The 22,717-nt window shown below is 68.9% G+C and carries 21 protein-coding genes; 14 read left to right on the forward strand and 7 right to left on the reverse strand.

Annotation, left to right across the window (positions count from 1 at the left end; translation table 11 throughout):
* Window positions 1-11: 11 nt before the first annotated feature.
* Window positions 12-1,682, reverse strand: coding sequence for a glycoside hydrolase family 13 protein (locus E0W80_RS08210; RefSeq protein WP_131492053.1), 1,671 nt, complete (start codon window positions 1,680-1,682; stop codon window positions 12-14).
* Between the two features lie 229 nt (window positions 1,683-1,911).
* Here E0W80_RS08210 and E0W80_RS08215 point away from each other — a divergent pair, with 229 nt between their 5' ends.
* Window positions 1,912-2,340, forward strand: coding sequence for a DUF1761 domain-containing protein (locus E0W80_RS08215; protein ID WP_131492054.1), 429 nt, complete (start codon window positions 1,912-1,914; stop codon window positions 2,338-2,340).
* 143 nt (window positions 2,341-2,483) lie between these two features.
* Window positions 2,484-3,749, forward strand: a complete 1,266-nt coding sequence (locus tag E0W80_RS08220) for a hypothetical protein (protein ID WP_131492055.1) — start codon at window positions 2,484-2,486, stop codon at window positions 3,747-3,749.
* A 39-nt stretch (window positions 3,750-3,788) separates the two neighbouring features.
* Here the strand turns inward: E0W80_RS08220 and purQ are convergent, their stop codons facing one another.
* The 3 genes from purQ to E0W80_RS08235 are packed head-to-tail and all read right to left on the reverse strand — an operon-like array spanning window position 3,789 to window position 5,337.
* Window positions 3,789-4,496, reverse strand: coding sequence for a phosphoribosylformylglycinamidine synthase subunit PurQ (gene purQ / locus E0W80_RS08225; protein WP_047524394.1), 708 nt, complete (start codon window positions 4,494-4,496; stop codon window positions 3,789-3,791).
* Complete coding sequence (gene purS / locus E0W80_RS08230) at window positions 4,493-4,741, reverse strand: phosphoribosylformylglycinamidine synthase subunit PurS (protein ID WP_131492056.1); 249 nt, start codon at window positions 4,739-4,741, stop codon at window positions 4,493-4,495. Before purS ends, purQ begins: the two co-directional genes overlap by 4 nt.
* A gap of 59 nt (window positions 4,742-4,800) precedes the next feature.
* Complete coding sequence (locus E0W80_RS08235; protein ID WP_131492057.1) at window positions 4,801-5,337, reverse strand: adenine phosphoribosyltransferase; 537 nt, start codon at window positions 5,335-5,337, stop codon at window positions 4,801-4,803.
* Window positions 5,338-5,571: 234 nt separating this feature from the next.
* Between E0W80_RS08235 and E0W80_RS08240 the strand changes: the two genes are divergently transcribed.
* The 6 genes from E0W80_RS08240 (at window position 5,572) to E0W80_RS08265 (ending at window position 12,215) form a co-directional block, all read left to right on the forward strand.
* On the forward strand, window positions 5,572-6,882 hold the full coding sequence (locus tag E0W80_RS08240; RefSeq protein WP_131492058.1) for an ABC transporter substrate-binding protein: 1,311 nt from the start codon (window positions 5,572-5,574) through the stop codon (window positions 6,880-6,882).
* A 107-nt stretch (window positions 6,883-6,989) separates the two neighbouring features.
* The gene (locus tag E0W80_RS08245) at window positions 6,990-8,030 is read left to right on the forward strand and encodes a sugar ABC transporter permease (protein ID WP_047524390.1); all 1,041 of its coding nucleotides are present in this window, start codon (window positions 6,990-6,992) and stop codon (window positions 8,028-8,030) included.
* Window positions 8,027-8,917 (forward strand): carbohydrate ABC transporter permease, encoded by an 891-nt coding sequence (locus E0W80_RS08250; RefSeq protein ID WP_131492059.1) that lies wholly within the window; start codon window positions 8,027-8,029, stop codon window positions 8,915-8,917. Before E0W80_RS08245 ends, E0W80_RS08250 begins: the two co-directional genes overlap by 4 nt.
* 5 nt (window positions 8,918-8,922) lie before the next feature.
* On the forward strand, window positions 8,923-10,353 hold the full coding sequence (locus tag E0W80_RS08255) for a GH1 family beta-glucosidase (protein ID WP_205802323.1): 1,431 nt from the start codon (window positions 8,923-8,925) through the stop codon (window positions 10,351-10,353).
* A 122-nt stretch (window positions 10,354-10,475) separates the two neighbouring features.
* Window positions 10,476-11,471, forward strand: a complete 996-nt coding sequence (locus tag E0W80_RS08260; RefSeq protein WP_131492061.1) for a LacI family DNA-binding transcriptional regulator — start codon at window positions 10,476-10,478, stop codon at window positions 11,469-11,471.
* 57 nt (window positions 11,472-11,528) lie between these two features.
* Window positions 11,529-12,215 carry a TetR family transcriptional regulator gene (locus tag E0W80_RS08265; RefSeq protein ID WP_131492062.1) on the forward strand — a complete coding sequence of 229 codons (687 nt, stop codon included), beginning with the start codon at window positions 11,529-11,531 and terminating at the stop codon, window positions 12,213-12,215.
* Between the two features lie 18 nt (window positions 12,216-12,233).
* Here the strand turns inward: E0W80_RS08265 and E0W80_RS08270 are convergent, their stop codons facing one another.
* Entirely contained in the window at window positions 12,234-12,887 is a 654-nt protein-coding gene (locus E0W80_RS08270; protein ID WP_131492063.1) for a GntR family transcriptional regulator, read from the reverse strand.
* A 172-nt stretch (window positions 12,888-13,059) separates the two neighbouring features.
* On the opposite strand from E0W80_RS08270, the gene E0W80_RS08275 reads away from it, so the two are divergent.
* The 5 genes from E0W80_RS08275 to E0W80_RS08295 are packed head-to-tail and all read left to right on the forward strand — an operon-like array spanning window position 13,060 to window position 19,248.
* Window positions 13,060-14,337: an NRAMP family divalent metal transporter gene (locus E0W80_RS08275; RefSeq protein ID WP_047522189.1), complete on the forward strand. Its 1,278-nt coding sequence runs from the start codon at window positions 13,060-13,062 to the stop codon at window positions 14,335-14,337.
* A 4-nt stretch (window positions 14,338-14,341) separates the two neighbouring features.
* Window positions 14,342-15,106: a 5-oxoprolinase subunit PxpA gene (locus tag E0W80_RS08280; protein ID WP_131492064.1), complete on the forward strand. Its 765-nt coding sequence runs from the start codon at window positions 14,342-14,344 to the stop codon at window positions 15,104-15,106.
* Window position 15,107: 1 nt separating this feature from the next.
* Window positions 15,108-15,908, forward strand: coding sequence for a putative hydro-lyase (locus tag E0W80_RS08285; RefSeq protein ID WP_131492065.1), 801 nt, complete (start codon window positions 15,108-15,110; stop codon window positions 15,906-15,908).
* A complete protein-coding gene (locus E0W80_RS08290; protein ID WP_131492066.1) occupies window positions 15,908-17,521 on the forward strand; it encodes an urea amidolyase family protein in 1,614 nt (537 codons plus the stop codon). Before E0W80_RS08285 ends, E0W80_RS08290 begins: the two co-directional genes overlap by 1 nt.
* Complete coding sequence (locus E0W80_RS08295) at window positions 17,518-19,248, forward strand: biotin carboxylase N-terminal domain-containing protein (RefSeq protein ID WP_131492067.1); 1,731 nt, start codon at window positions 17,518-17,520, stop codon at window positions 19,246-19,248. The genes E0W80_RS08290 and E0W80_RS08295 overlap by 4 nt, the downstream gene beginning before the upstream one ends.
* Window positions 19,249-19,384: 136 nt before the next feature.
* Here the strand turns inward: E0W80_RS08295 and E0W80_RS08300 are convergent, their stop codons facing one another.
* A complete protein-coding gene (locus tag E0W80_RS08300) occupies window positions 19,385-20,713 on the reverse strand; it encodes a solute carrier family 23 protein (protein ID WP_047522199.1) in 1,329 nt (442 codons plus the stop codon).
* A 249-nt stretch (window positions 20,714-20,962) separates the two neighbouring features.
* The gene (locus tag E0W80_RS08305; protein WP_131492068.1) at window positions 20,963-21,841 is read right to left on the reverse strand and encodes a phosphoribosylaminoimidazolesuccinocarboxamide synthase; all 879 of its coding nucleotides are present in this window, start codon (window positions 21,839-21,841) and stop codon (window positions 20,963-20,965) included.
* Window positions 21,842-22,063: 222 nt separating this feature from the next.
* Between E0W80_RS08305 and E0W80_RS08310 the strand changes: the two genes are divergently transcribed.
* A complete protein-coding gene (locus E0W80_RS08310) occupies window positions 22,064-22,690 on the forward strand; it encodes a PadR family transcriptional regulator (RefSeq protein ID WP_131492069.1) in 627 nt (208 codons plus the stop codon).
* The last annotated feature ends 27 nt before the right edge of the window (window positions 22,691-22,717 follow it).

A 22,717-nucleotide genomic window follows, 5' to 3' on the forward strand; every position in this document is an offset into this window, starting at 1 on the left:
GGAAGGGGCTCTCAGGCCTGGACGGCCGTGGTGTACCAGACGGCCGTGTCGACCGGGATGGCCGCTCCGTCGAACGGCTGGCTCTGCAGGATCACGACCGCGTTCGCCGGCAGCTCGATCGGTGCGGTGCCGAGGTTCGCGACCACGTGCACATCGCCACGGCGGAAAGCCACGGCGTCGGCCCCGGCCTCCTCCCAGACCAGCGATCCGGTGCCGAAGCCGTGCTCACGACGCCCGGCCAGCAGTCGCTTGTAGAGCGCGAGGGTCGACGCGGGATCGGTCTCCTCCACATCGCGCGCGTAGGTCGCCCACTCGTCCGGCTGCGGGAGCCACGACAGGCCGGTGTCGTTGAAGCCGAAGGCCGGCGCATCCGCTTCCCACGGCAGCGGCACGCGGCATCCGTCGCGGCCGTAGCGCTCGCCGTGGGTCCGGAACCAGGTCGGGTCCTGACGGAACTCGTCCGGGATCTCCATGGCTTCGGGCAGTCCGAGCTCTTCGCCCTGGTACAGGTACGACGATCCGGGGAGTGCGAGCATCAGGGTGGTCGCAGCGCGGGCGCGGGCGAGACCGATCGCCGTGTCGGGCTTGTTCGGGGTGTTCGGTCCGATGCCCTCGCCCTGCGGGTTCTCGGCCGTGAGCGCCAGGCGGGAGGCGTGCCGCACGACGTCGTGGTTCGAGAGCACCCACGTGCTGGGGGCGCCGACTCCGCCGAACTCGTCGAGCGACTCGCGGATGACGTCGCGCAGAGCCTTCGCATCCCACGGCGTCATCAGGTAGGGGAAGTTGAACGTCTGGTGCATCTCATCCGGACGCACCCAGAGCGCGGTCTGCGTGAGCGTCGGCATCCAGGCCTCGCCGCACAGGGCGCGATCGCCGTCGTACTCGGCGAGCACGGTGTGCCAGTCGCGGTAGATGTCGTGCACGCCGTCCTGGCCCCAGTACGGCACGTTCGACTCGCCGCCGCCCATCGAGTCGGCATCGCTCGGGGGCGTGTAGTCGGGCAGACCGTCGGCCTTGATCATGCCGTGGGCCACGTCGACACGGAAGCCGTCGACACCGCGGTCGAGCCAGAAGCGCAGGATGGAGCGGAACTCCTCGCGCACCTCTTCGTTCGTCCAGTCGAAGTCGGGTTGCGTGGCGTCGAAGATGTGCAGGTACCACTGGCCGGGGGTGCCGTCGGCCTCGACGACGCGCTCCCACATGCCACCGCCGAACACGGACTCCCAGTTGTTCGGCGGGAGTTCGCCGTTCTCCCCCTTGCCGTCGCGGAAGATGTAGCGCGCGCGCTCCGGGCTGCCGGGTGCCGCCTTGAGCGCTTCCTGGAACCAGACGTGCTGGTCGGAGGAGTGGTTGGGGACCAGATCCACGATCACACGGATGCCACGGGCGTGCGCTTCTTCGAGCATCAGGTCGAAGTCGGCGAGGGTGCCGAAGAGCGGGTCGACGTCGCGGTAGTCGGCGACGTCGTAGCCGGCATCGCGCTGCGGGCTGGTCATGAACGGGCTCAGCCAGATCGCGTCGACGCCCAGTTCCTGCAGTGCATCGAGGCGGCTGGTGATGCCCGGCAGGTCGCCGATGCCGTCGCCCGAGGCATCCGCGAAGGAGCGGGGGTAGATCTGGTAGATGACGGCGCTGCGCCACCACTCGGAACCGGGGGCTGCGATCTGCTCAAGCTGTGCCATGCCGAACAGGCTACTGCAAACGCTTACATTCTTGCCAGGGCGGGAGTCGAATCGGTTCGGAGGCGCGCGCTGCGCGGAGAGCGTGCGGGCGTTTTGCATGAGGCCGTTCCGGATGCATGAGCTCCTCTCCTGCCGGGGTCATGCATCCGTTGCGGGATCATGCAGGTGTCGGGGACCGGGGGCGCGATGTCGGGAGTAGGGTGGCGGCATCCGAGGAGTGGAGGCTGTCATGGTTCCGGAGATCAACTACTGGGCGGTCTTGCTGGCCACCGCGTCGAGCATGCTCGTCGGCTCGATCTGGTACGCCAGAGGCGTGTTCGGCACGCGCTGGTCGAAGCTCGCGAACGTGGACCTCGACAATCCCTCGGGCAATCCCGTGCTGGCGATCATCACCACGGTCATCGTGAGCTTCATCACGGCCTGGGTGCTCGCCGGAGCCGCCGTCATCGCCTGGCACTTCTACGGCGGATCGTACTTCTGGGGTGCGATCGTCACCGCGGTCACGCTGTGGGCGGGCTTCACGGCCGCCCGCTTCATCACGCACGACGCGTTCGAGGGCCGCTCGACCAAGCTGACCACGCTGAACATCGCGCATGAGCTGGTCACCGTCGTCGTGATGGCCCTGATCATCGGCGTCTGGCCGCCCGCGCTCGGCTAGCACTCGCCAATCGGCGAGGGCGAGAGGGCGATATATAGACTTTCGCCGCTTCTCGAGCCCCGACGGAACTGTCAGGCTCATGCTGTGACCTTCAGGTCGCCTGCGCGTCATCCCCCGCGCGCGGTTCTGACCGAGGGGTCTCCATGTCCGGTTCTTCGCGTCGCTCGGCGCCGTGGATCGTCGTCGCCGCGCTCGTCGCCGCAGCCGTTCTCGCCGGCGCGGCCCCTGCCGCTCTGGGCGCCGGAAGGACCGCAGACGGTTCGGCGCCCGGCGGAGGAGCACCCGATGCCGCACAGTCGGTGGCACTGGCCTATGAGTTCCTCGATGCCAGGGTCGACGAGTTCTGCGACGGTGCGGGGCATTGCCTCCCGCGCAGCTACCAGGGCGGCTTCTTCACCACGCCCACCTGGGACTTCACGCCGTCGTTCGTGTACGACGACGCGCTGGTCGTGATCGCCTACACCGCGCGGGGGCTTCCGGACGATCTCCGTCGCGCGCGGGCGATCGGCGACACGCTCCTGTTCGTGCAGGAGAACGACCCGATCGGCGACGGACGCACCCGTGCGTCGTACGAGCCGCACGGCATCCGCCAAGGACGGGTGGAGATCACCGGTCCCGGCAGCTTCACCGGAAACCAGGCGTGGGTCGGGTTGGCGCTCGCGCGGCTCGCGCACGCGACCGGGGATCCGAAGTATCTCGACGGGGCGCTGCGCGTGGGGCAGTGGATCCAGGACAACACCGCGGACATGGTCCGGGCTCCGTACGGCTACACCGGCGGTCAGCTCGAGGACGGCACGTCGCTGACCTGGAAGTCGACCGAGCACAACAGCGACATCGCCGGGTTCTTCACACAGCTCGCGCAGCTCACCGGGGACGCGGTGTGGGCGGAGCGGGCAGCCGTCGCGGCCGACTTCGTCGCGGCGATGCAGAGCGCGGACGGCCACGTGAACACCGGCACCGGCCTCGACGGCTCGACCATCAACACGCGTCCCATCCCCCTGGACGGCCAGACCTGGAGCGCACTCGCCACCGGAGACCCGCGCTACGGCGCCGCGCTGGACTGGACGCTCGCGAACCTGATGGCCACCGATGGCCCCTACACGGGTCCGTCCATCAGCGAGGTCGACGTGTCGAAGGCGTGGTTCGAGGGGAGCGGACACCTCGCGCTGGCTCTGCGTCTGCGGGACGGAGCGGGCGACGCGGATCGTGCGGAGGCCCTGCTGAGCAGCATCCGGCTGGCGCAGCGCGACGCCCCGAACGGAGACGGCAAGGGCATCGTCGCGACCTCGAACGACGGCCTCGACTCCGGATTCGGCGACCTCTACTACGCGAGTCTGCACACGGGCGCGACGGCCTGGTACCTGCTCGCGGCAGCAGGGAGTAACCCCTTCACGCTTCCGGGCGACTGAGCCGGGCTGCGAAAGCGCAGGGGCTGCGGAACCCCGGGCCTACGCGGCGACGCGGGCGACCGCGGCGATGGCGCTCGTGAAGAAGTCGAGTCCGTCGACACCGCTGCGCATGGCGGCGGAGGTGTCGGGGCCGAAGCCCGCCTCGGTCGCGTGCTCGGGGTGCGGCATGAGGCCGACCACATTGCCCGCCTCGTTCGTGAGGCCGGCGATGTCGCGCAGGGAACCGTTCGGGTTGACCCCGGCATAGCGGAAGGCCACGAGCCCCTCGCCCTCGATGCGGTCGAGCGTCTGCTCGTCGGCGATGTAGCCGCCGTCGGCGTTCTTGAGCGGGATCACGATCTCCTGGCCGGCGCGGAACGCGTTCGTCCAGGCGGTGTCGGAGTTCTCGACCGTGAGCTTCTGGTCACGGCGCACGAAGTGCTGGTGGTTGTTGCGGATCAGACCGCCGGGAAGCAGGTGCGCTTCGACGAGCATCTGGAACCCGTTGCAGATGCCGAGCACGGGCATGCCCTGGGCAGCGGCATCCTTCACCTCGGACATGATCGGCGAGAGCGCGGCGATGGCGCCCGCGCGCAGGTAGTCGCCGTAGCTGAAGCCGCCGGGGAGGACGAGGGCGTCGACGCCCTCGAGGTCGTGCGAACCGTGCCACAGGGCGACGGGTTCGGCGCCGGCGATGCGCACCGCGCGCTGGGCGTCGCGGTCATCGAGCGACCCGGGGAAGGTGATGACGCCGATGCGGACGGTCACTCGGCGACCTCGATGCCGACGACGTCCTCGATCACGGAGTTGGAGAGCACCTCGTCGGCGATGCGGCGGGCTTCGGCGAGGACCTCTTCGGTGACCTCGCCCTCGACGGTGAGCTCGAAGCGCTTGCCGATGCGGACGTCGGAGAAGCCCTCCACACCGAGGCGGGCGAAGGCGCCGGAGACGGCCTTCCCCTGCGGGTCGAGCAGTTCGGGCTTGGGCATGACGTCGACGACGATGGTGGGCATGAACGGCTCCGGGAGTCGCGGGCGGACGGGCGCACCCAGTCTACTGCCCCGGGCGCGGACTACTCCGCGGAGTGGAAGACCGTGTGCAGGTCGCCGATGGCCTCGCGGCCGCCGAGGCCATCGATCTCGAACAGCACCGAGATGCCGATGACGTGGCTGCCGAGCTGTTCGACGAGTTCCCGTCCCGCGGCGAGGGTACCGCCGGTGGCGAGCACGTCGTCGATCAGCAGTACGCGGGATCCGGCGGGCAGATCGTCGTGCATCTCGATCGTGGCGGTGCCGTACTCGAGGGCGTAGTCCACGGAGGCAGCGGGGCGCGGCAGCTTTCCGGCCTTGCGGATCGGGATGAGTCCCACACCGGCCGCGATCGCCGCGGCGCTGGCCAGGATGAATCCACGAGCCTCGATGCCCGCGATCACGTCGAACTGCCCTGCGAAGGGCTCGATGATCGCCTCGGTCGTCACACGGAGGGCCTCGGCGTCGGCGAGGAGCGGCGTGATGTCGCGGAAGATGATCCCCGGCTGCGGGTAGTCCGGAACGTTGCGGATCAGGGCTTCGGCGCGGACGAGGGCAGGGGAGAGCGTGGCATCGGGCACCGGACAAGGGTACGCCGCGTTCACAACTCAGGAGAAAACGGCCCGACTACCGCGTTTGCCGCTCCGTACCGGCCACGCCGCCAGGTTCTTCCTGAGTTGTGAACAGGACCGGGTTCGCACGGGTCGGGTTGACACCGTGGGAGCGCTCCCATAGAGTGGCAGCTCAACCCGTGGGAGCGCTCCCACGGCGTTCCTACGCACCAACACCGCACGACCACCACAAAGGAGTGAACTGTGAACACACGTGCCCGCCACCGGATCCTCGCGATCGCAGCTGTGGCATCCGTCTCCGCCCTGGCCCTGGCCGGCTGCTCCGGCAGCTCCGGCGACACCTCGGAGGGAAGCGCCGACGAGGAGGTCACCCTGACCGTCACCACGTTCGGCACCTTCGGTTACGAAGACCTCTACAAGGAGTATGAGGAGGCGCACCCGAACGTCAAGATCGAGGCGACCAACATCGACACGGGTGGCAACGCCCGTACCGATGCCTTCACGAAGATCGCCGCCGGTTCCGGCCTCAGCGACATCGTCGCGATCGAGGAAGGCTGGCTCGGCGCGATCATGGACGTGTCCGACACCTTCGTCGACCTGCGCGACTACGGCATCGAGGACCGCAAGGACGACTGGGTCGACTGGAAGTACGGTCAGGCGACCGACGCTGACGGCCGTGTGATCGGCTACGGCACGGACATCGGCCCCAGCGGCATCTGCTACAACGGCGCTGCGTTCGAGGCTGCAGGCCTCCCGAGCGACCGCGAGTCGGTCGCCGAGCTCCTGAACGGCGACTGGGAGAACTACTTCGCGGTCGGCGCGGACTACACCGCCAAGACCGGCAAGGCCTGGTATGACCACTCCGGCTTCGTGTGGAACGCCATGGTCAACCAGCTCGACGAGGGCTACTACACGGCCGACGGCGAGCTGAACGTCGAGGGCAACGACGAGCTCAAGAAGCGTTTCGAGGAACTCGGCGCAGCCACCGAGGGCGGTCAGTCCGCCGCGCAGACGGCCTGGGACTGGAACGGCGGAAAGTCGTTCGTCGACGGCACCTTCGCGACCTTCGTGTGCCCGGGCTGGATGCTCGGCGTCGTGCAGGGTCAGGTCGAGGCCGGCGGCGGAGACGCGTCGACCGGATGGGACTTCGCCGACGTGTTCCCCGGCGGCGCGGCCAACTGGGGTGGGGCGTTCCTCTCGATCCCGGAGTCCTCGGAGCACAAGGAGGCGGCGGCCGAGCTCGCCGACTGGCTGACGCAGCCCGACCAGCAGGTGAAGCAGTCCGCAGCCGCGGGCAACTTCCCGTCCACGATCAAGGCGCAGGAGACGCTCGCCGCGGACGCGACACCGAACGCCTTCTTCAACGACGCTCCGACCGGGGCGATCCTCGCCGAGCGTGCCAAGGGCGTGGTCGCGCAGTTCAAGGGCGCGGATGACTCCGTCATCCAGGAGAACGTCTTCGGTCCGGCTCTCAGCAGCCTCGACCGCGGCGAGACCGACACGCAGGGTGCCTGGGATCAGGCGATCGGTCTGCTGAACGACCTCGTCGGCTGACCTCAGCGGACATCTCCCTTCCGGTCGCAGTTTCGCTCGGTATCGCCCGTGCATTCCGAGCGAAACTGCGACCGGAACCCCTCGGACCTCCGGGACAAGGACACCCCATGACTCTCACCGCCCCGCCCGCGGAGCACCGCGAGACGACACCTCCGGCGAAGGATGCCGTGTCGAAGCGCTCCTGGCGTCATCGCGTCTCGCGGTTCGACCAGAACGCATCGCCCTACTTCTACATCTCGCCGTTCTTCCTGCTGTTCGGGCTGGTCGGCCTGTTCCCCCTGCTCTACACCGTGTGGGTCGCCGTGCACGACTGGGACCTGCTCAAGGGGGAGGGGGACTTCGTCGGATTCGGTAACTTCGTCGAGATCCTCGGCGACGCGATGTTCTGGAACTCGATCGGCAACACCCTGAGCATCTTCCTGCTCTCGGCCATCCCGCAGCTCGCCGTCGCCCTCGTGATCGCGTACCTCCTGGACCGCGGACTCCGTGCCCCGACGTTCTGGCGGATGAGTGTGCTCATCCCGTTCGTGGTCACGCCGGTCGCGGTCGCCATCATCTTCTCGAGCATCTTCAACGAGGCCGACGGTCTGGCCAACAACCTGCTCAACCTCGTCGGGATCGCCGATCAGGAGTGGAAGCACAACACGGCCCTGTCGCACATCGCGATCGCGGTCATGGTGAACTTCCGCTGGACGGGCTACAACGCCCTCATCCTGCTCGCGGCGATGCAGGCCGTGCCGCGCGACCTGTACGAGTCCGCCGCCCTCGACGGCGCCGGTGCCGCACGGCGGTTCTTCTCGATCACGATCCCCACGATCCGTCCGACGTTGATCTTCGTGATCATCACCGCGACGATCGGCGGGCTGCAGATCTTCGCCGAGCCCCGCCTGTTCGACGTCTCGACGGCCGGCGGCATCGGCGGCAGCGATAGGCAGTTCCAGACCACGGTCCTGTTCCTGTGGGAACTCGCCTTCTTCCGCCGCAACCTCGGCGAGGCCTCGGCGGTCGCCATCCTGCTCTTCCTGTTGATCGTGGCCATCGGCGTCATCAACTTCCTGATCTCCCGGCGCATCTCCACCGGTGACGCCCCGAAGAATCGCGCGGCCCGTCGCCGTGCGCGCACGAGCACCGAGGAGGGGACCCGATGACCGCCACGCAGGCTCTCAGCGTGCCGGAGAAGATCCGGCGTCGTCAGGTCCGGACCGGGGGCAACGCCGGCATCGGCAGCCGACCCGGTTTCCTCACCTACGGACTCCTGGCCGCGTTCATCATCGGCAGCGTGTATCCGCTGTGGTGGTCGGTCGTGGTCGCCAGCGGCACGAACGCCACCCGAGGTGAGACGCTGCCGTTGATCCCCGGCGGGAACTTCCTCACCAACGCGGCTCAGGTGTTCGATGCGATCCCGTTCTGGCTCGCGCTCGGCAACTCGTTCCTGATCTCGGGCATCATCACGCTCTCGGTCGTCACGTTCTCGACGCTCGCCGGGTACGCCTTCGCGAAACTGCGCTTCAAAGGTCGCGACGGGCTGATGATCTTCGTGATCGCGACCATGGCGATCCCGACGCAGCTCGGCATCATCCCGCTCTTCATGCTGATGCGCGAACTCGGCTGGACCGGAACGATCGGCGCGGTGATCGTGCCGACCCTGGTCACCGCGTTCGGCGTCTTCTTCATGCGCCAGTATCTGGTCGACGTGATCCCGGACGAGCTGATCGAGGCCGCGCGGATGGACGGGGCGAACCAGTTCCGGACCTTCCTGACCGTGGGCCTCCCGGCGGCGCGACCGGCCATGGCGATCCTCGGACTCTTCACCTTCATGACCGCGTGGACCGACTACCTGTGGCCGTTGATCGTGCTCTCCCCTCAGAACCCGACCCTGCAGACGGCCCTCAGCCAGCTGCAGTCGGGGTACTACATCGACTACTCGATCGTGCTCGCCGGCGCGGTGCTCGCGACCCTTCCGCTGCTCGTGCTCTTCGTGGTCGCGGGTCGCCAGCTGGTCAGTGGCATCATGGCGGGCGCGGTGAAAGGATGACCCGTATGACCCGCTCCTTCCCCGAGAACTTCCTCTTCGGTGCCGCGACGGCGGCGTACCAGATCGAGGGGGCCGCGTTCGAGGACGGGCGCACCGCGTCGATCTGGGATGCGTTCGCCCGTGTGCCCGGTGCCGTGATCGGCGCGGAGAACGGCGACGTGGCCTGCGACCACTACCACCGCTACCCGCAGGACGTCGCGCTCATGAAGGAGCTCGGCCTGCAGACGTACCGGTTCTCGACGTCGTGGTCGCGGGTGCGGCCGGACGGCGGTGCGGTGAACCCCGCCGGGGTCGACTTCTACGAACGACTGATCGACGAACTCCTCGGCGCCGACATCCTGCCCTGGTTGACGCTGTACCACTGGGACATGCCGCAGGCGCTGCAGGAGGGCGGGGGATGGACGAACCGTGACACGGTCGATCGGTTCCTCGACTACGCGGGAACGATGCACGATGCGCTGGGCGACCGGGTGAACGTGTGGACGACGCTGAACGAGCCGTGGTGCTCGTCGTTCCTCTCCTACACGGCGGGCGAGCACGCGCCGGGTCACACCAGCGTCGCGGAGGGGTTGCTCGCCGCGCACCATCTGCTGCTCGCACACGGCAGCACCGTGCAGGAGCTGCGCGGTCGCGATGCGTCGCTCAACCTCGGCATCACGCTGAACCACACGGTCGCCGATCCTGCCGATCCGCAGAACCCGGCCGACGTCGATGCCGCCCGCCGGGTGGACGGGCAGTTCAACCGCTGGTTCCTCGATCCGATCTACCGCGGCAGCTATCCGGCCGACATCGTCGAGGACATCCGTGCGGTCGATGCCGAGGCGGTCGCGCGGTTCGAGGCGTCCGTCCACGACGGTGACCTCGAGACCATCGCGCAGCGCATCGACACCCAGGGCGTGAACTACTACCACGGCGACTTCGTGTCCGGCACGGCACCGGCCGAGGGGCCGGTCTCCGCGGAGCCGGACACCGATCGCGTCCGGCGCAGCCCGTATCCGTCCAGCGAGGGCATCCACGCGGTCGAGCGGGGTCTGCCGCGCACCGCGCAGAACTGGGAGGTGCAGCCCGAGGGCCTCACCCGCGTGCTGCAGCGGATCTGGACCGAATACGCCGAGCCTGCGGGCACCGTGCTCTCCATGACCGAGAACGGCGCGGCCTATGACGACGTCGTGGTGGTCGAGGGCGACGAGAAGCGTGTGCACGATGCCGACCGCACCGAATTCCTGCGTCTGCACCTCGGCGCGGTGCTCGATGCGGCGGAAGCGGGTGTCGACGTGCGCGGCTACTTCTACTGGTCGCTCTTCGACAACTTCGAGTGGGCGTGGGGCTACGACAAGCGCTTCGGCATCGTCCGTGTCGACTACGACACCCAGGAGCGCACGCTCAAGGACTCCGGTCGCGAGTACGCCCGGATCATCGCCGCTCGCGCTCTGTAGTGCGGCCTCCTCCCCGTTCGAATCGCGTGAATGGCTCGATCCGTTGGTCGAGATGCGACCATTTGCGTGATTCGAAGGGAGATGGTCAGCGACAATAGGGCGATGGAAGAGTGCGTACGCTGATGTCGCCCCGAGCGACCATCGAAGAGGTGGCATCCACCGCCGGAGTATCCCGGTCCACCGTGTCGCGGGTGGTGAACGGATCGACGTCCGTGAGCCCGGAGGCCCTGGCCGCCGTGCGGGCCGCGATCGACGAGCTGAACTACGTGCCCAACCGTGCGGCACGCTCGCTGGCGTCGAGGCAGACGCACGCGATCGCCCTGATCATCCCCGAGGACACGACCCGCTTCTTCGGCGACCCGTTCTTCGCAGCGATCGTCGCCGGCATCACGGGGGCGCTCGGCAGCTCGGACTACCTGCTCAACCTGCTGATCGCGAGCGACGATCCCGGTGACAAGATGACCAGTTTCGTGCGCAACGGCGGAGTCGACGGCGCGCTGATCGTCTCGCATCACACGAGCGACGCCTTCGTCGATCGGATCGCGGATGCCGTCCCCGTCGTCTTCGGCGGTCGGCCGGTGCGACGCCATGAGGGCGACTACGTGGTCGACGTCGACAACGTCACCGGAGCGCGCAACGCCACTCAGCGCCTGATCGACATCGGCCGTACGCGCATCGCGACGATCTCCGGGCCGCTGACGATGGTCGCGTCGGTCGACCGCGTGCAGGGTTTCCGCGAGGCGCTGAAGGATGCCGGTCTCTCCCCGTATGCGGAGGAGGAGGGGGACTACAGCGAGGCGAGCGGGGCGGACGCCGCTCGACGGCTTCTCGCGGGCGGGCGCCCCGACGCCATCTTCGTCGCGAGCGACCTGATGGCCCGTGGTGCCTTGACGGCGCTGCGTGCGTCGGGCCTGCGGGTTCCGGAGGACATCGCCCTGGTGGGCTTCGACGATTCGTCGGTCGCGGTCAGCACGGATCCGCAGCTGACCACGATGCGTCAGCCGATGTACGCGCAGGGCGAGGCCATGGCCCGGGTCCTGCTGTCGCGTCTCGCGGGCGAGGACCCGCCCACCACGACGATCCTGTCCACCGAACTCGTGGTGCGCGCCTCGGCCTGAGTCGGGCGGCACGTGCTCAGAGGCAGGGACACCGCGGAACACGGGAGAGGAAGCCGCATGGCACGTTCCGACGAGCAGTATCGGCAGGCGCGCGAACGTACCAGGGAGAGCATCCTGCAGGCGGCGATCGCGGCCTTCTCCGAGCGCGGAGTCGCCGGGGCCAGCATCGCGGAGATCACGACGCGTGCAGGTGTGGCCCAGGGGCTCGTCAACTATCACTTCGGCGGCAAGGACCAGCTCATCGCGGCCGTCATCGATCGCTGGTTCGAGACCGTGCTCGGCTTCGCCCGGGTCGAAGGCACGCCGGACGAGATGCTCGCTGCCGTGATCGACGGGGCGCTCGGGGCGACGGGCTACGCGACACCGCTGGAGCGGGCGGTGCTCGCGATGCAGCAGCAGCCGTCGACGCACCGGCTGTTCGCCGAGTCGGAGGTCCGACACGAGGTACGCGTGACGGCAGCGGAGGATGCCATGCGTGAGCTGTTCCGCGCGCGGGGCGCCGAGGATCCGGAGCTCGAGGAGATCATGTTCCGCAGCACCCTCGAAGGCGTCTTCGTGAAGTTCGCGGTGTTCGGTGACACGTATCCACTCGAAGACGCGCGACGCTGGGTCTACCGCCGATATGGACTGCCCGCACCCGCCGCGCCCCTTGTCCCGCCCGTGCGGCTGCGGGACGGCGAACGGCGTCCGCGAGCGACCGGAGCGCTCGAGTCCGGTCCGCACCCGCCCGGGGGCACCGCCTGAGGCGCGGTGCGAGGTCGCTCACTCCAGGCGCATGCGGGCGAAGGCGCCGAGCACCACGCGTTCCGACTGCACGAGGTAGCGCTCGAGCTCGGTGGCTCCGGCCTGCGGGCCGCGCGCGAGGAATGCGTCGAGCACGGCGCGGTTCTTGCGGACGAAGGGTTCGTGCAGCGAACGCGGGTCGTCGATCTTGAGGAAGACCAGGCGGAGCTCGGCTGCCAGATCGCGGTACGTGCGGGCCAGTCGGGGGCTGTCGGCGAGATCGACCAGTGCGACGTGGAAGGCCATGTTGGCGCTTCCGACCCGGCGCCAGGCCCGAGGGTCGTCCGCCGCCTCGGCCCGGGCCGCTTCCGCGGACTCGACCGCGTCCTTCATCCGCTGGACGGCCGGGTGCTCGGGTTCCGACTGCAGCAGCGCGGAGCATTCGATCACGCGACGGGCCCGATAGATGTCGATGACGTCGGCGATCGACGGGGAGGCGACGGAGACGCCACGGTGCGGGATGTGCTCCAGCAGCCCCTGTTCAGCGAGTGCGCGGAAGGCTTCGCGGAGGGTGTTGCGTGAGACCTCGAACTGCTCGGCGAGGGCCGACTCGGACAGACGCGATCCCGGAGCGAAGTCGCCGTCGATGATGCGCTGACGGAGCACATCGGGAAGCATGCCCTGCTGGTTCATGCCTTCATCGTAGGTGGCGAAGGAATCGATCGTTCGAGGATCCTCCCCAGAAAACACACGCGGGCAACGTCTTCGTAGCACAGCCGAAACAATATTGTTGAACAATCAGTGTCTATCCGTTCTACACTGGGGGTCACCCGACACCCACCAACGACGATGGGAATCCCCCTCCATGTCCGAGCAGTCCACCGCCTCCCTCTCCCCGGAAGACGAAGTCCGCCTGGCCGCCGTCAAGAAGCGCGCCGGCCGCAGTGCCGTCCTCGGTGCGATCTTCCTCATGGCCACCAGTGCCATCGGCCCCGGCTTCATCACCCAGACGGCGACGTTCACCGCGACGATGGGGGCGGCGTTCGCCTTCGCCATCCTCGTCTCGATCCTGGTCGACATCGCCGTGCAACTGAACGTGTGGCGCATGATCACCTCGTCGGGCAAGCGCGCCGGCGAACTCGCCAACAGCGCCATCCCCTTCTCCGGACACGTGATCGCCGTCCTCGTCGTGATCGGCGGACTCGCGTTCAACATCGGCAACATCGCCGGTGGCGGGCTCGGCATGAACGCGCTCCTCGGCATCGATCCGAAGCTCGGAGGCGCACTCACCGCAGCGCTGGCGATCATCATCTTCCTGATCAAGAAGGCGGGGCGGGTGATGGATGTCGTCCTGATCGTGCTCGGCCTCGGCATGATCGTGATGACCCTGATCGTGGCTTTCATCGCGCAGCCGCCGCTCGGCGAAGCGCTCTCCCAGACCTTCCTCCCGGACGAGCTGAACTTCGCCACCATCACCACGATCGTCGGTGGAACGGTCGGCGGCTACATCACCTACTCCGGTGCACACCGCTACCTCGACTCCGGGCATACCGGACCCGAGCGCGCCGGTCCGGTGATGCGCGCCGCCGCCAACGGCATCCTCGTCACGGGCATCATGCGCTACGTCCTGTTCCTCGCGATCCTCGGCGTCGTGGCCTCCGGTGTCACTCTCGACCTGTCGAGTCAGGCCGCGAACCCCGCGGGGCAGGCATTCGGCGCGGTGCTCGGCGACGCCGGACTGCGCATCTTCGGCGCGATCTTCTGGGCCGCCGCGATCAGCTCTGTCATCGGTGCGGCGTACACGTCGGCCACTTTCCTCTCCACCTTCACGAAGAAGCTCAGGGGCGGCTGGCCCTTGCAGCTCGCGACCGTCGCGTTCATCGTGGTGTCGCTGGCCGTGTACCTGTCGATCGGCACGGCACCCGCGGCGATCCTCGTCTTCGTGGGCGGTTTCAACGGTCTGATCCTGCCGATCGGCCTCACGGTGTTCATGTACATCGGCTGGTTCCGTCGCGATCTGCTCGGCTCGAAGAAGTACCCGATGTGGCTGCTGATCGCCGGTACGCTCGTGACGCTGCTGACCTGGTACATGGGGATCGTCTCGGTCGGCCCCATCTTCGCCTTCCTCGGAATCGGAGCGTGATCGCATGACCTCGATCGACCTGAACTCGGACCTCGGCGAGAACGTCGCCGACCGGATCGTCAGCGACGACGCGAGCATGCTCCGCCTCGTCACGAGTGCGAACGTGTCGTGCGGCTTCCACGCCGGCAATCCGGAGGGTATCCGGCAGACGCTCACGGCCGCGGTCCAGGGCGGGGTCGTGATCGGTGCGCACCCCGGCTACCGCGACTACGAGAACTTCGGACGCACGAAGGTCGACATCGACTCGGCCACGCTCCAGGCGCACGTCGAGTATCAGCTCGGCGCACTGATGGGGGTCGCCGCCGCGGTCGGCGGACGGGTCGCCTACGTCAAGCCGCACGGTGCGCTGTACAACACGATCGCGCGGGACGAGCGTCAGTCGAAGGACGTCGTGGCCGCGATCCGTGCGATCGACCCGAGCCTGGTGCTTCTCGGCCTGTCCGGAGGCGTCGTGCTCGACGTCGCCGAGCGGGCAGGGCTCGCCGTTGCGGCGGAGGCGTTCGCCGACCGCGCCTATCAGCCGGACGGGCAGCTGGTGTCGCGCACCGAGGAGGGGGCCGTGCTGCACGACCCGGCCGCGGTCGCCGAGCGCATGGTGCGCCTGGCCGCCGACGGTGTGATCCGGGCGATCGACGGCACCGATGTGCCCGTGGCCGCGCAGTCGATCTGCGTGCACGGCGACAGCCCCGGCTCGGTGGCGATGGCCGCCGAGACGAAGCGGATGCTGCAGGACGCCGGCATCACGATCGCCCCGTTCACGGGCGCCTGACATGACCGTCCTCGCCACCGCCGATCAGCTCGCCGATGCGCGTGCGGCTCGCGCCGCCATCCGGGCGGGGCACGCCGAGCCGACCAGCGGCGTCGCGGTGGGGCTGACCCAGGCGAACCTCATCGCGGTGCCGGCCGACTGGGCCTTCGAGACGTTGCTCTTCGCGCAGCGGAACCCGAAGCCGTGCCCGGTGCTCGAGGTCATCGAACAGGGGCAAGTGGCGTCCCGGCTCGCGCCCGGCAGCGACATCCGCACGGATATCGGCCGCTATCGCGTCTGGCGCGACGGAGAGCTGGCGGAGGAGGTCTCCGACGCGACCGAGGCCTGGGCGGAGCATCCGGACCTCGTGTCGTTCCTGATCGGATGCAGCTTCACGTTCGAATCCGGTCTCGTGCAAGCGGGGATTCCGATCCGCCACCAGGAGCTCGGCCGCAACGTGCCGATGTACCGGACAGCGGTGCCGTGCACGCCGGCGGGACGGCTGAGCGGCGAGATGGTCGTGTCGATGCGGCCGATCGCTGCGGATCGGGTGGCGGATGCCGTGCAGATCTCCGGCCGTACTCCGGCGGTGCACGGCGCTCCGGTGCACATCGGGGATCCGGCGTCGCTCGGGATCGACGATCTGGCATGCCCCGACTTCGGTGACCCCCCGGAGATCCGTGCCGGCGAGGTGCCGGTGTTCTGGGCCTGCGGGGTCACCCCGCAGGCCGCGATCATGGCCTCGAAGCCGCCGTTCGCGATCACGCACGCGCCGGGGTACATGTTCATCACCGACGTTCCGGATGCGGAGTACCTCGTCTGATGCGCATCCTCACGGCATCCGATCATGCTCTGCTCGTCGAGGCGGCCGACCTCGACGAGGCGATGCGCCTGAACCTCGCGTGGGAGGGAGTGCCCGGGGTGGTCGAGCGCATTCCCGGTGCCCGGACCGTGCTCGTGCGCTTCGATCCGCTGCGGGTCTCCGCCGTCGAGCTGGCGACCGCGCTCGCGGCCGTGGAGATCGACACCGCGCAACTCCCGGACGCGGGCGAGGTCGTCGTGCCGGTGCGGTACGACGGCGAAGACCTCGACGAAGCGGCGACCCTGCTCGGGGTCTCGACGGAGGAACTGGTGAACCGGCACCTCGCTGCCGATTGGCGGGTCGCGTTCTCGGGCTTCGCCCCCGGATTCGGCTACGTCGTCAGCAGCGATCCCCTGTTCGACGTGCCGCGCCGATCTTCACCGCGCACGCGCGTGCCCGCCGGGTCCGTGGCACTCGCGGGCGCGTTCACTGGGGTGTATCCGCGCGAGAGCCCCGGAGGATGGCAGCTGATCGGCCGCACGGACGCCGTGATGTGGGACATCGACCGTGACCCTCCCGCACTCCTGGCCCCCGGCACCTCCGTGCGGTTCGAGCACGTGCGCGAAGTGGCTCGGCCGGGTGTGGCGGGGTCGGACGAATCGGGTCGAAACGGAGACGACGCGGTGCGCCCGGGGCGTGTCGTGGAGCAACACGCCGAGACGGATGCGGATGCTCTGGGTTTCCGCACACAGGCTGCGGTCGAAGTGGTCCGCCCGTCGCTGCAGCTGCTGGTGCAGGATGCCGGGCGCCCGGGTTTCGCGGCGCTCGGGGTCTCGGCATCCGGGGCGGCCGACCGCCGGGCCCTGCACGATGCGAACCGTGCGGTGGGCAACGCGACCGCGGCCGCGGTGCTGGAGAGCGTCGGCGGTGCGGTGCTGCGATTCCGGGGAGCGGGCGTCGCCGCGGTCACCGGAGCGGTCGGTGCGCTCAGCCTGACCGACGTCGAGGGCGCTGTCCGTTCCGTGGCCCACGGTGTGCCCTTCGCCACGGTCGACGGCGACGAGCTGACCCTCGGCCATCCCGCGCGCGGACTGCGCTATGTCATCGCCGTCCGCGGTGGACTGGAGGCGGCTGCTGCACTGGGCAGCCGCGCCGCCGACACCCTGGCCGGACTCGGACCCGAGGTGCTGACCGCGGGCGCGGTCGTCCCGGTGGGCGGCGTCGCCTCGCACCCGGTCGAACCCGACGCCCTGCCCCGTGAGCTGCCGGCCGTGGGCGACCTCGTCGAGCTCGAGATCACGCTCGGTCCCCGCGACGACTGGTTCACGGCCGACGCGCTCGCGACCCTCACCGCTCAGGAGTGGACCGTGACGCCGCGCTCCGACCGGGTCGGCATCCGGCTCCACGGCGAGGTGCCCCTGGAACGCGCACGCGGCGGGGAGCTGCCGAGCGAGGGCGCCGTCACCGGTGCGATCCAGGTGCCGCCCGACGGGCAGCCGGTGCTGTTCCTCCCCGACCACCCCCTCACCGGGGGATACCCGATCATCGGTGCACTCACGGACCGCAGCCTCGACCTCGCAGGTCAGCTGCCACCGGGCGTGCGCCTTCGCTTCATCGTCAAGGAGACCTCATGACCGCCGCGCCGACCACGCAGAGGATCCTGATCGCCAATCGCGGAGAGATCGCCGTGCGCGTCATCCGTGCCTGTGCCGAAGCCGGCTACGCATCGATCGCGGTGTACGCCGACCAGGACGTCGATGCCCTGCACGTGCGCCTCGCCGACGAGGCCGTGGGTCTCGTCGGCATTACGGCCGCCGACACCTACCTCTCCATCGACGCGCTGCTCGCCGCCGCACGGCAGTCGGGGGCGACCGCCGTGCATCCCGGATACGGATTCCTGTCGGAGAGCGCCGCGTTCGCGCGAGCGGTGGAAGAGGCCGGGCTGGTCTGGATCGGTCCGACGCCCGCGAGCATCGACGCGCTCGGAGACAAGATGACCGCGCGTCGCATCGCTCAGCAGGTCGGTGCCCCTCTGGCGGCCGGAACCGATGAGCCGTTGGCCGGCGCGGAGGAGGCGGTGGCTTTCGCGGAGGAACACGGTCTCCCGATCGCGATCAAGGCGGCCTTCGGCGGCGGCGGGCGTGGACTCAAGGTCGTGCGCGAGCTGTCCGCGGTGGCGGAGGCGTTCGATGCGGCCACCCGCGAGGCCATCGCGGCGTTCGGTCGAGGCGAGTGCTTCGTGGAGCGGTTCCTGGAGAGCCCGCGTCATATCGAGGTCCAGGTGCTCGGCGACGGACGCGGCGGTGTCGTCATCGTCGGCGATCGTGACTGCTCGATGCAGCGTCGCAACCAGAAGCTCATCGAGGAAGCCCCCGCGCCCGGACTGTCCGTCGCACAGCGGACCCGGTTCCACGACGCCGCACGCTCGATCTGCGCCGAGGTCTCCTACCGCGGGGCCGGCACGGTGGAGTTCCTGCTCGCCGCCGACGGCACCATCTCCTTCCTCGAGGTGAACACCCGGCTCCAGGTGGAGCATCCGGTCACCGAAGCGGTCGCCGGGATCGATCTGGTGCGCGAGCAGTTCCGGATCGCGTTCGGGGAAGGTCCGTCCTTCACCGAGACGCCCGACCCCGTCGGCCACGCGTTCGAGTTCCGGATCAATGCCGAGGACCCCGGTCGCGGATTCCTGCCCAGCCCCGGCCGCGTCGAGCGGTTGCGGATCCCCGGTGGTCCTGGCGTGCGGTGGGACAGCGGCATCGATGAGGGCGACGTCGTCCAGCCGGCCTTCGACTCGATGATCGCCAAGCTCATCGTGCACGCGGAGTCGCGCGACGCGGCCATCGTGCGGGCGCGCCGGGCACTGCGTGAGCTCGTGGTGGAGGGTCCGGCGACGGTCATCCCGTTCGACCTGCTCGCCCTCGACGATGCGGCGTTCGCCACCGAGACCTTCGCGGTGCACACGCAGTGGATCGAGAGCGCGCTGCTGCCGAAGCTGGAGATGCATCCCCGCCCGTCAGCGCTGCCGGACGCTGTGCTGCAGCGCTTCCCGGTCGAGATCGACGGACGGCGGGTGATGCTCGGGCTCCCGGCGGCTCTGCTCGCAGGACTCGGGCCGCCGACGGGCGCTGCCGTGCCCACGCCCGCCGCCGATCCGACCGAACTGTGCTCCCCCGTGCCGGGCACACTCGTGCGCTGGCTCGTCGAGGAGGGCGCGGAGGTCGCACAGGGCGATCCGGTCGCCGTCATCGACGCCATGAAGATGGAGACGACGGTCGAAGCCCATCGCGCCGGCACGCTTTCACAGCGTGTTGCGCTCTCCGCGACGGTCTCGGCCGACGGCGTGCTCGCGGTCATCGACTAAGTCGCGTTCACAACTCCGCAGAAACGTAGCCGTTCCGGGCCGAACCGGCCGCATGAAGCGGGATTCGGGCTACTTCTGCGGAGTTGTGAACCGCGACGGCGGGAGAGCCGGCGGGAGAGCCGGCGGGAGAAGCCGGTTACTCGGGGTCGCCGCCGAGCGGGCCGACGGCTGCGAGCGGACGGGGGTCGTCGGCACCGGTCTTGCGCAGGCGGGCGATCAGGTTCCCCAGGTGGTAGATCAGGATTGCCGCGACCGTGGCGATGACGATTCCGCCGAGTTCGAAGCCGGAGGCCTCGTCTTTGATCATGAACCCGCCGACGGCCATGATCAGGGCGACGGCGGCCGTGTACTGGTTGACGGGCCGGGAGAAGTCGACGCGGTTGTCGACCCAGATCTTGATGCCGATCACCCCGATGAGGCCGTACAGTGCGGTGGTCACGCCACCGAGCACTCCGGCGGGCACGGAGTTGATGACCTCACCGAACTTGGGCGAGAGGCTGAGCAGGATCGCGGCGGCTCCGGCCACCCAGTACGCAGCGGTGGAGTAGACGCGGGTGGAAGCCATCACACCGATGTTCTCCCCGTAGGTCGTGGTTCCCGATCCGCCGAAGAAGCCGGCCAGGGTGGTCGAGACACCATCGGCGATCAGGGCCTTGCCGGTCTGCTGGTTCACGCTCGCATCACCGGTCATGGTCGCGACGCCGCGCACGTGGCCGACGTTCTCCGCGATCAGCACCAGGACGACGGGGAGGAACATCGCCAACGCCGTCAGCGTGCCGGGCTCGGTGAAGTTCGGGAAGGTGAAGGTGGGCAGCCCGATCCAGTCCGCCTTCTCGACGGCTGTGAAGTCCAGTTCCCCGCGGAAACCCGCGAAGATGTAGCCCGCGATCACGCCGAGGAAGATCGAGATGCGTCCGAGGAAACCGCGGAAGACGACGGCGAAGAGGATCGTGATCGCGAGGGTGAAGGTCGCGGTCACGGGCGCTGCGGCGTAGTTGTTGTGCGCTGCGCCGGCGAGGTTGAACCCGATGAGGGCGACGATGGTCCCCGCCAGGACCGGCGGCAAGAAGCGATCGACCCACTTCACGCCGACCGTGTGCACCACGACGCCGATGATCGCCAGGAGTACGCCGACCGCCACGATGCCGGCCAGGGCGGTGCCCATGTTCGCGGAGGCGGTCGCGGCCGTGACCGGTGCGATGAAGGCGAAGGAAGAGCCGAGGTAGCTGGGCAGCTTGTTGCGGGTGATCAGCAGGAACAGGATCGTGCCGACACCGCTGAACAGCAGGGTGGTGGCGACCGGGAAGCCGGTGATGATCGGCACCAGGAACGTGGCGCCGAACATCGCGACGACATGCTGGAGTCCGATCGCGATCGTCGCCGGCCAGTTCAGGCGCTCATCGGGACGGACGACGGCGTCGGGTTCGACCGTGCGGCCGTTTCCGTGCAGCTTCCACAGGGCCATGCGGGCTCCTCAGAGGTTCGGGGGATGGCAGGAGTGCTGGAGCAACACTATCGATTCCTGAGGGTTCCCTGAGTGCGGACGCCCCTCTCCGTCGGTCGGCGTGCAGGTTCAGATGCAGGTGTGCACGACGGATGCAGGAGCGGCTTGCGGCCGATCGTCATGCATCCGTCGGATCGTCATGCATCCGAACCGCACACCGGGCGTCGGAGTAGCACACGCGGGCGTGCGAGCAGCGCACAGCGGGACGGGTCAGGCTCCGAGGCGCTCGATCAGCTCGCGGTAGCGGTCGGCGGTGCGTGCGACCACATCGTCCGGAAGCAGCGGCGGCTCGCCCTGCTGGTCCCAGTTCGCGGCCAGCCAGTCGCGCACGATCTGCTTGTCGAAGCTCGCCATCCGTGCGCTCGGGGTGCTGCCGGTGCGCCAGGCCTCGGCGTCCCAGTACCGCGACGAATCGCTCGTGAGCACCTCGTCGGCCAGGCGCAGAGTGCCGTCGGCATCCGTCCCGAACTCGAACTTGGTGTCGGCGAGGATCAGGCCCTTCTCCTCGGCGATGGCGGCCGCAGCCGTGTAGATCGCGAGGGAGGTGTCGCGCAGTTCGGCCGCACGGTCGGCGCCGACCAGCTCGACGGCGCGCTCGAACGTGATGTTCTCGTCGTGCTCGCCCATCGGCGCCTTGTAGGCCGGGGTGAACAGGGGCTCCGGCAGCCGGTCGCCGTTGTGCAGGCCCGCGGGCAGCGGGATGCCGCACACGGTGCCGCTCTCCTGGTACTCGACCCAGCCCGACCCCGTGATGTAGCCGCGCACGACGCACTCGATCGGCAGCATCTCGAGCGACTGTGCGAGCATGGCGCGATCGGCGACGGCCTCGGGCAGCTCACCCGCGGCGATGTGGTTGGGGAAGTCGGAGAGCTGGGCGAACCACCAGCGGCTCAGACGTGTCAGCAGGGCGCCCTTGTCGGTGATGCCGGGAGAGAGCACGAAGTCGAAGGCGCTCACGCGGTCGGAGGCGACCACGAGGATGCGGGTGTCCGCCGGGTCTTCCGAGGCGTACAGGTCGCGGACCTTGCCCGAGTAGATGTGCCGCCAGCCGGGGATGCTCTGTGCCGTGCCTTCTGAAGGAATGCTCACCCGCTCATTATCCCGGTTCCGTCGGGCGGGTCCCACCGAGACCCCCGTTCGTCGCCGAGACCCCGCCGTACCGCCGTAACTGCGACGGGGTCTCGGCGACAGGACGGGGTGTCGGCGGGAGGACGGGGTCTCGGCGACAGGACGGGGTCTCGGCGGGAGGACGGGGTCTGTGCGGGCGGTCGAAATGGGCGTATAGTCCACATGGACTATTTGAGGGGACCCATGAAGAAGGATGCCGTCGATCGCCTCACCCCGATGGGGGTGATGGTGCTCGCGCTGCTGCGCGAGGGTGACATGCACCCCTACGAGATGGTGCGTCTCATGCGGGCCCGCCACGACGACCGGCTCCTCACGATCACGAACGGGACGCTGTACCACACGGTCTCCCGGCTGCATCGTGCAGGGTTGATCGATGAACTCGGCATCGACCGCGACGGCAACCGTCCGGAGCGCACGACCTACTCCCTGACGGATGCCGGACGCGAAGCGGTCGTCACGTGGGTGCAGCGCGAGCTGCCCCGCATCGACCGCCCCGCCGAGTTCCGGATCGCGCTCGCCGAGGCGCACAACCTCGAGCGTCCGGAGGTCATCGAGCTTCTGGGCGCGCACCGGGTCGCCCTGGTCGACGACCACATCCGACATCGCGACGGCTTGGCGAAGGCCAGGAATCACGCGGTTCCCGAACAGGTCCTCGTCGAGATCGAGCGTCAGGAAGCGCTGCTGGCGGCGGAGCTCCGCTGGCTCGACTCCCTGCTCGAACGCCTCGAGGCCGACGCCCTGCCGTGGGGTCCCACGGCATTCCAGAACTCAGACCGCTACCGCGCTCAGCGAAAGGCTGCACAGCAATGACCGATGCTCCTCGTGCCGGAGACCGCC

It is taken from the genome of Microbacterium sp. PI-1, from assembly GCF_004337555.1.
Taxonomy (GTDB): Bacteria; Actinomycetota; Actinomycetes; order Actinomycetales; family Microbacteriaceae; genus Microbacterium; species Microbacterium aurugineum.

Coding starts and splice junctions, on each gene's coding strand:
- E0W80_RS08285 (WP_131492065.1), top strand. CDS start 15,108: ATGACCGTCCTCGCCACCGCCGATCAGCTCGCCGATGCGCGTGCGGCT.
- E0W80_RS08220 (WP_131492055.1), top strand. CDS start 2,484: ATGTCCGGTTCTTCGCGTCGCTCGGCGCCGTGGATCGTCGTCGCCGCG.
- E0W80_RS08295 (WP_131492067.1), top strand. CDS start 17,518: ATGACCGCCGCGCCGACCACGCAGAGGATCCTGATCGCCAATCGCGGA.
- E0W80_RS08310 (WP_131492069.1), top strand. CDS start 22,064: ATGAAGAAGGATGCCGTCGATCGCCTCACCCCGATGGGGGTGATGGTG.
- E0W80_RS08300 (WP_047522199.1), bottom strand. CDS start 20,713: ATGGCCCTGTGGAAGCTGCACGGAAACGGCCGCACGGTCGAACCCGAC.
- E0W80_RS08215 (WP_131492054.1), top strand. CDS start 1,912: ATGGTTCCGGAGATCAACTACTGGGCGGTCTTGCTGGCCACCGCGTCG.
- E0W80_RS08260 (WP_131492061.1), top strand. CDS start 10,476: ATGTCGCCCCGAGCGACCATCGAAGAGGTGGCATCCACCGCCGGAGTA.
- E0W80_RS08255 (WP_205802323.1), top strand. CDS start 8,923: ATGACCCGCTCCTTCCCCGAGAACTTCCTCTTCGGTGCCGCGACGGCG.
- E0W80_RS08245 (WP_047524390.1), top strand. CDS start 6,990: ATGACTCTCACCGCCCCGCCCGCGGAGCACCGCGAGACGACACCTCCG.
- E0W80_RS08250 (WP_131492059.1), top strand. CDS start 8,027: ATGACCGCCACGCAGGCTCTCAGCGTGCCGGAGAAGATCCGGCGTCGT.
- E0W80_RS08280 (WP_131492064.1), top strand. CDS start 14,342: ATGACCTCGATCGACCTGAACTCGGACCTCGGCGAGAACGTCGCCGAC.
- E0W80_RS08265 (WP_131492062.1), top strand. CDS start 11,529: ATGGCACGTTCCGACGAGCAGTATCGGCAGGCGCGCGAACGTACCAGG.
- E0W80_RS08210 (WP_131492053.1), bottom strand. CDS start 1,682: ATGGCACAGCTTGAGCAGATCGCAGCCCCCGGTTCCGAGTGGTGGCGC.
- purS (WP_131492056.1), bottom strand. CDS start 4,741: ATGCCCACCATCGTCGTCGACGTCATGCCCAAGCCCGAACTGCTCGAC.
- E0W80_RS08270 (WP_131492063.1), bottom strand. CDS start 12,887: ATGAACCAGCAGGGCATGCTTCCCGATGTGCTCCGTCAGCGCATCATC.
- E0W80_RS08290 (WP_131492066.1), top strand. CDS start 15,908: ATGCGCATCCTCACGGCATCCGATCATGCTCTGCTCGTCGAGGCGGCC.
- E0W80_RS08275 (WP_047522189.1), top strand. CDS start 13,060: ATGTCCGAGCAGTCCACCGCCTCCCTCTCCCCGGAAGACGAAGTCCGC.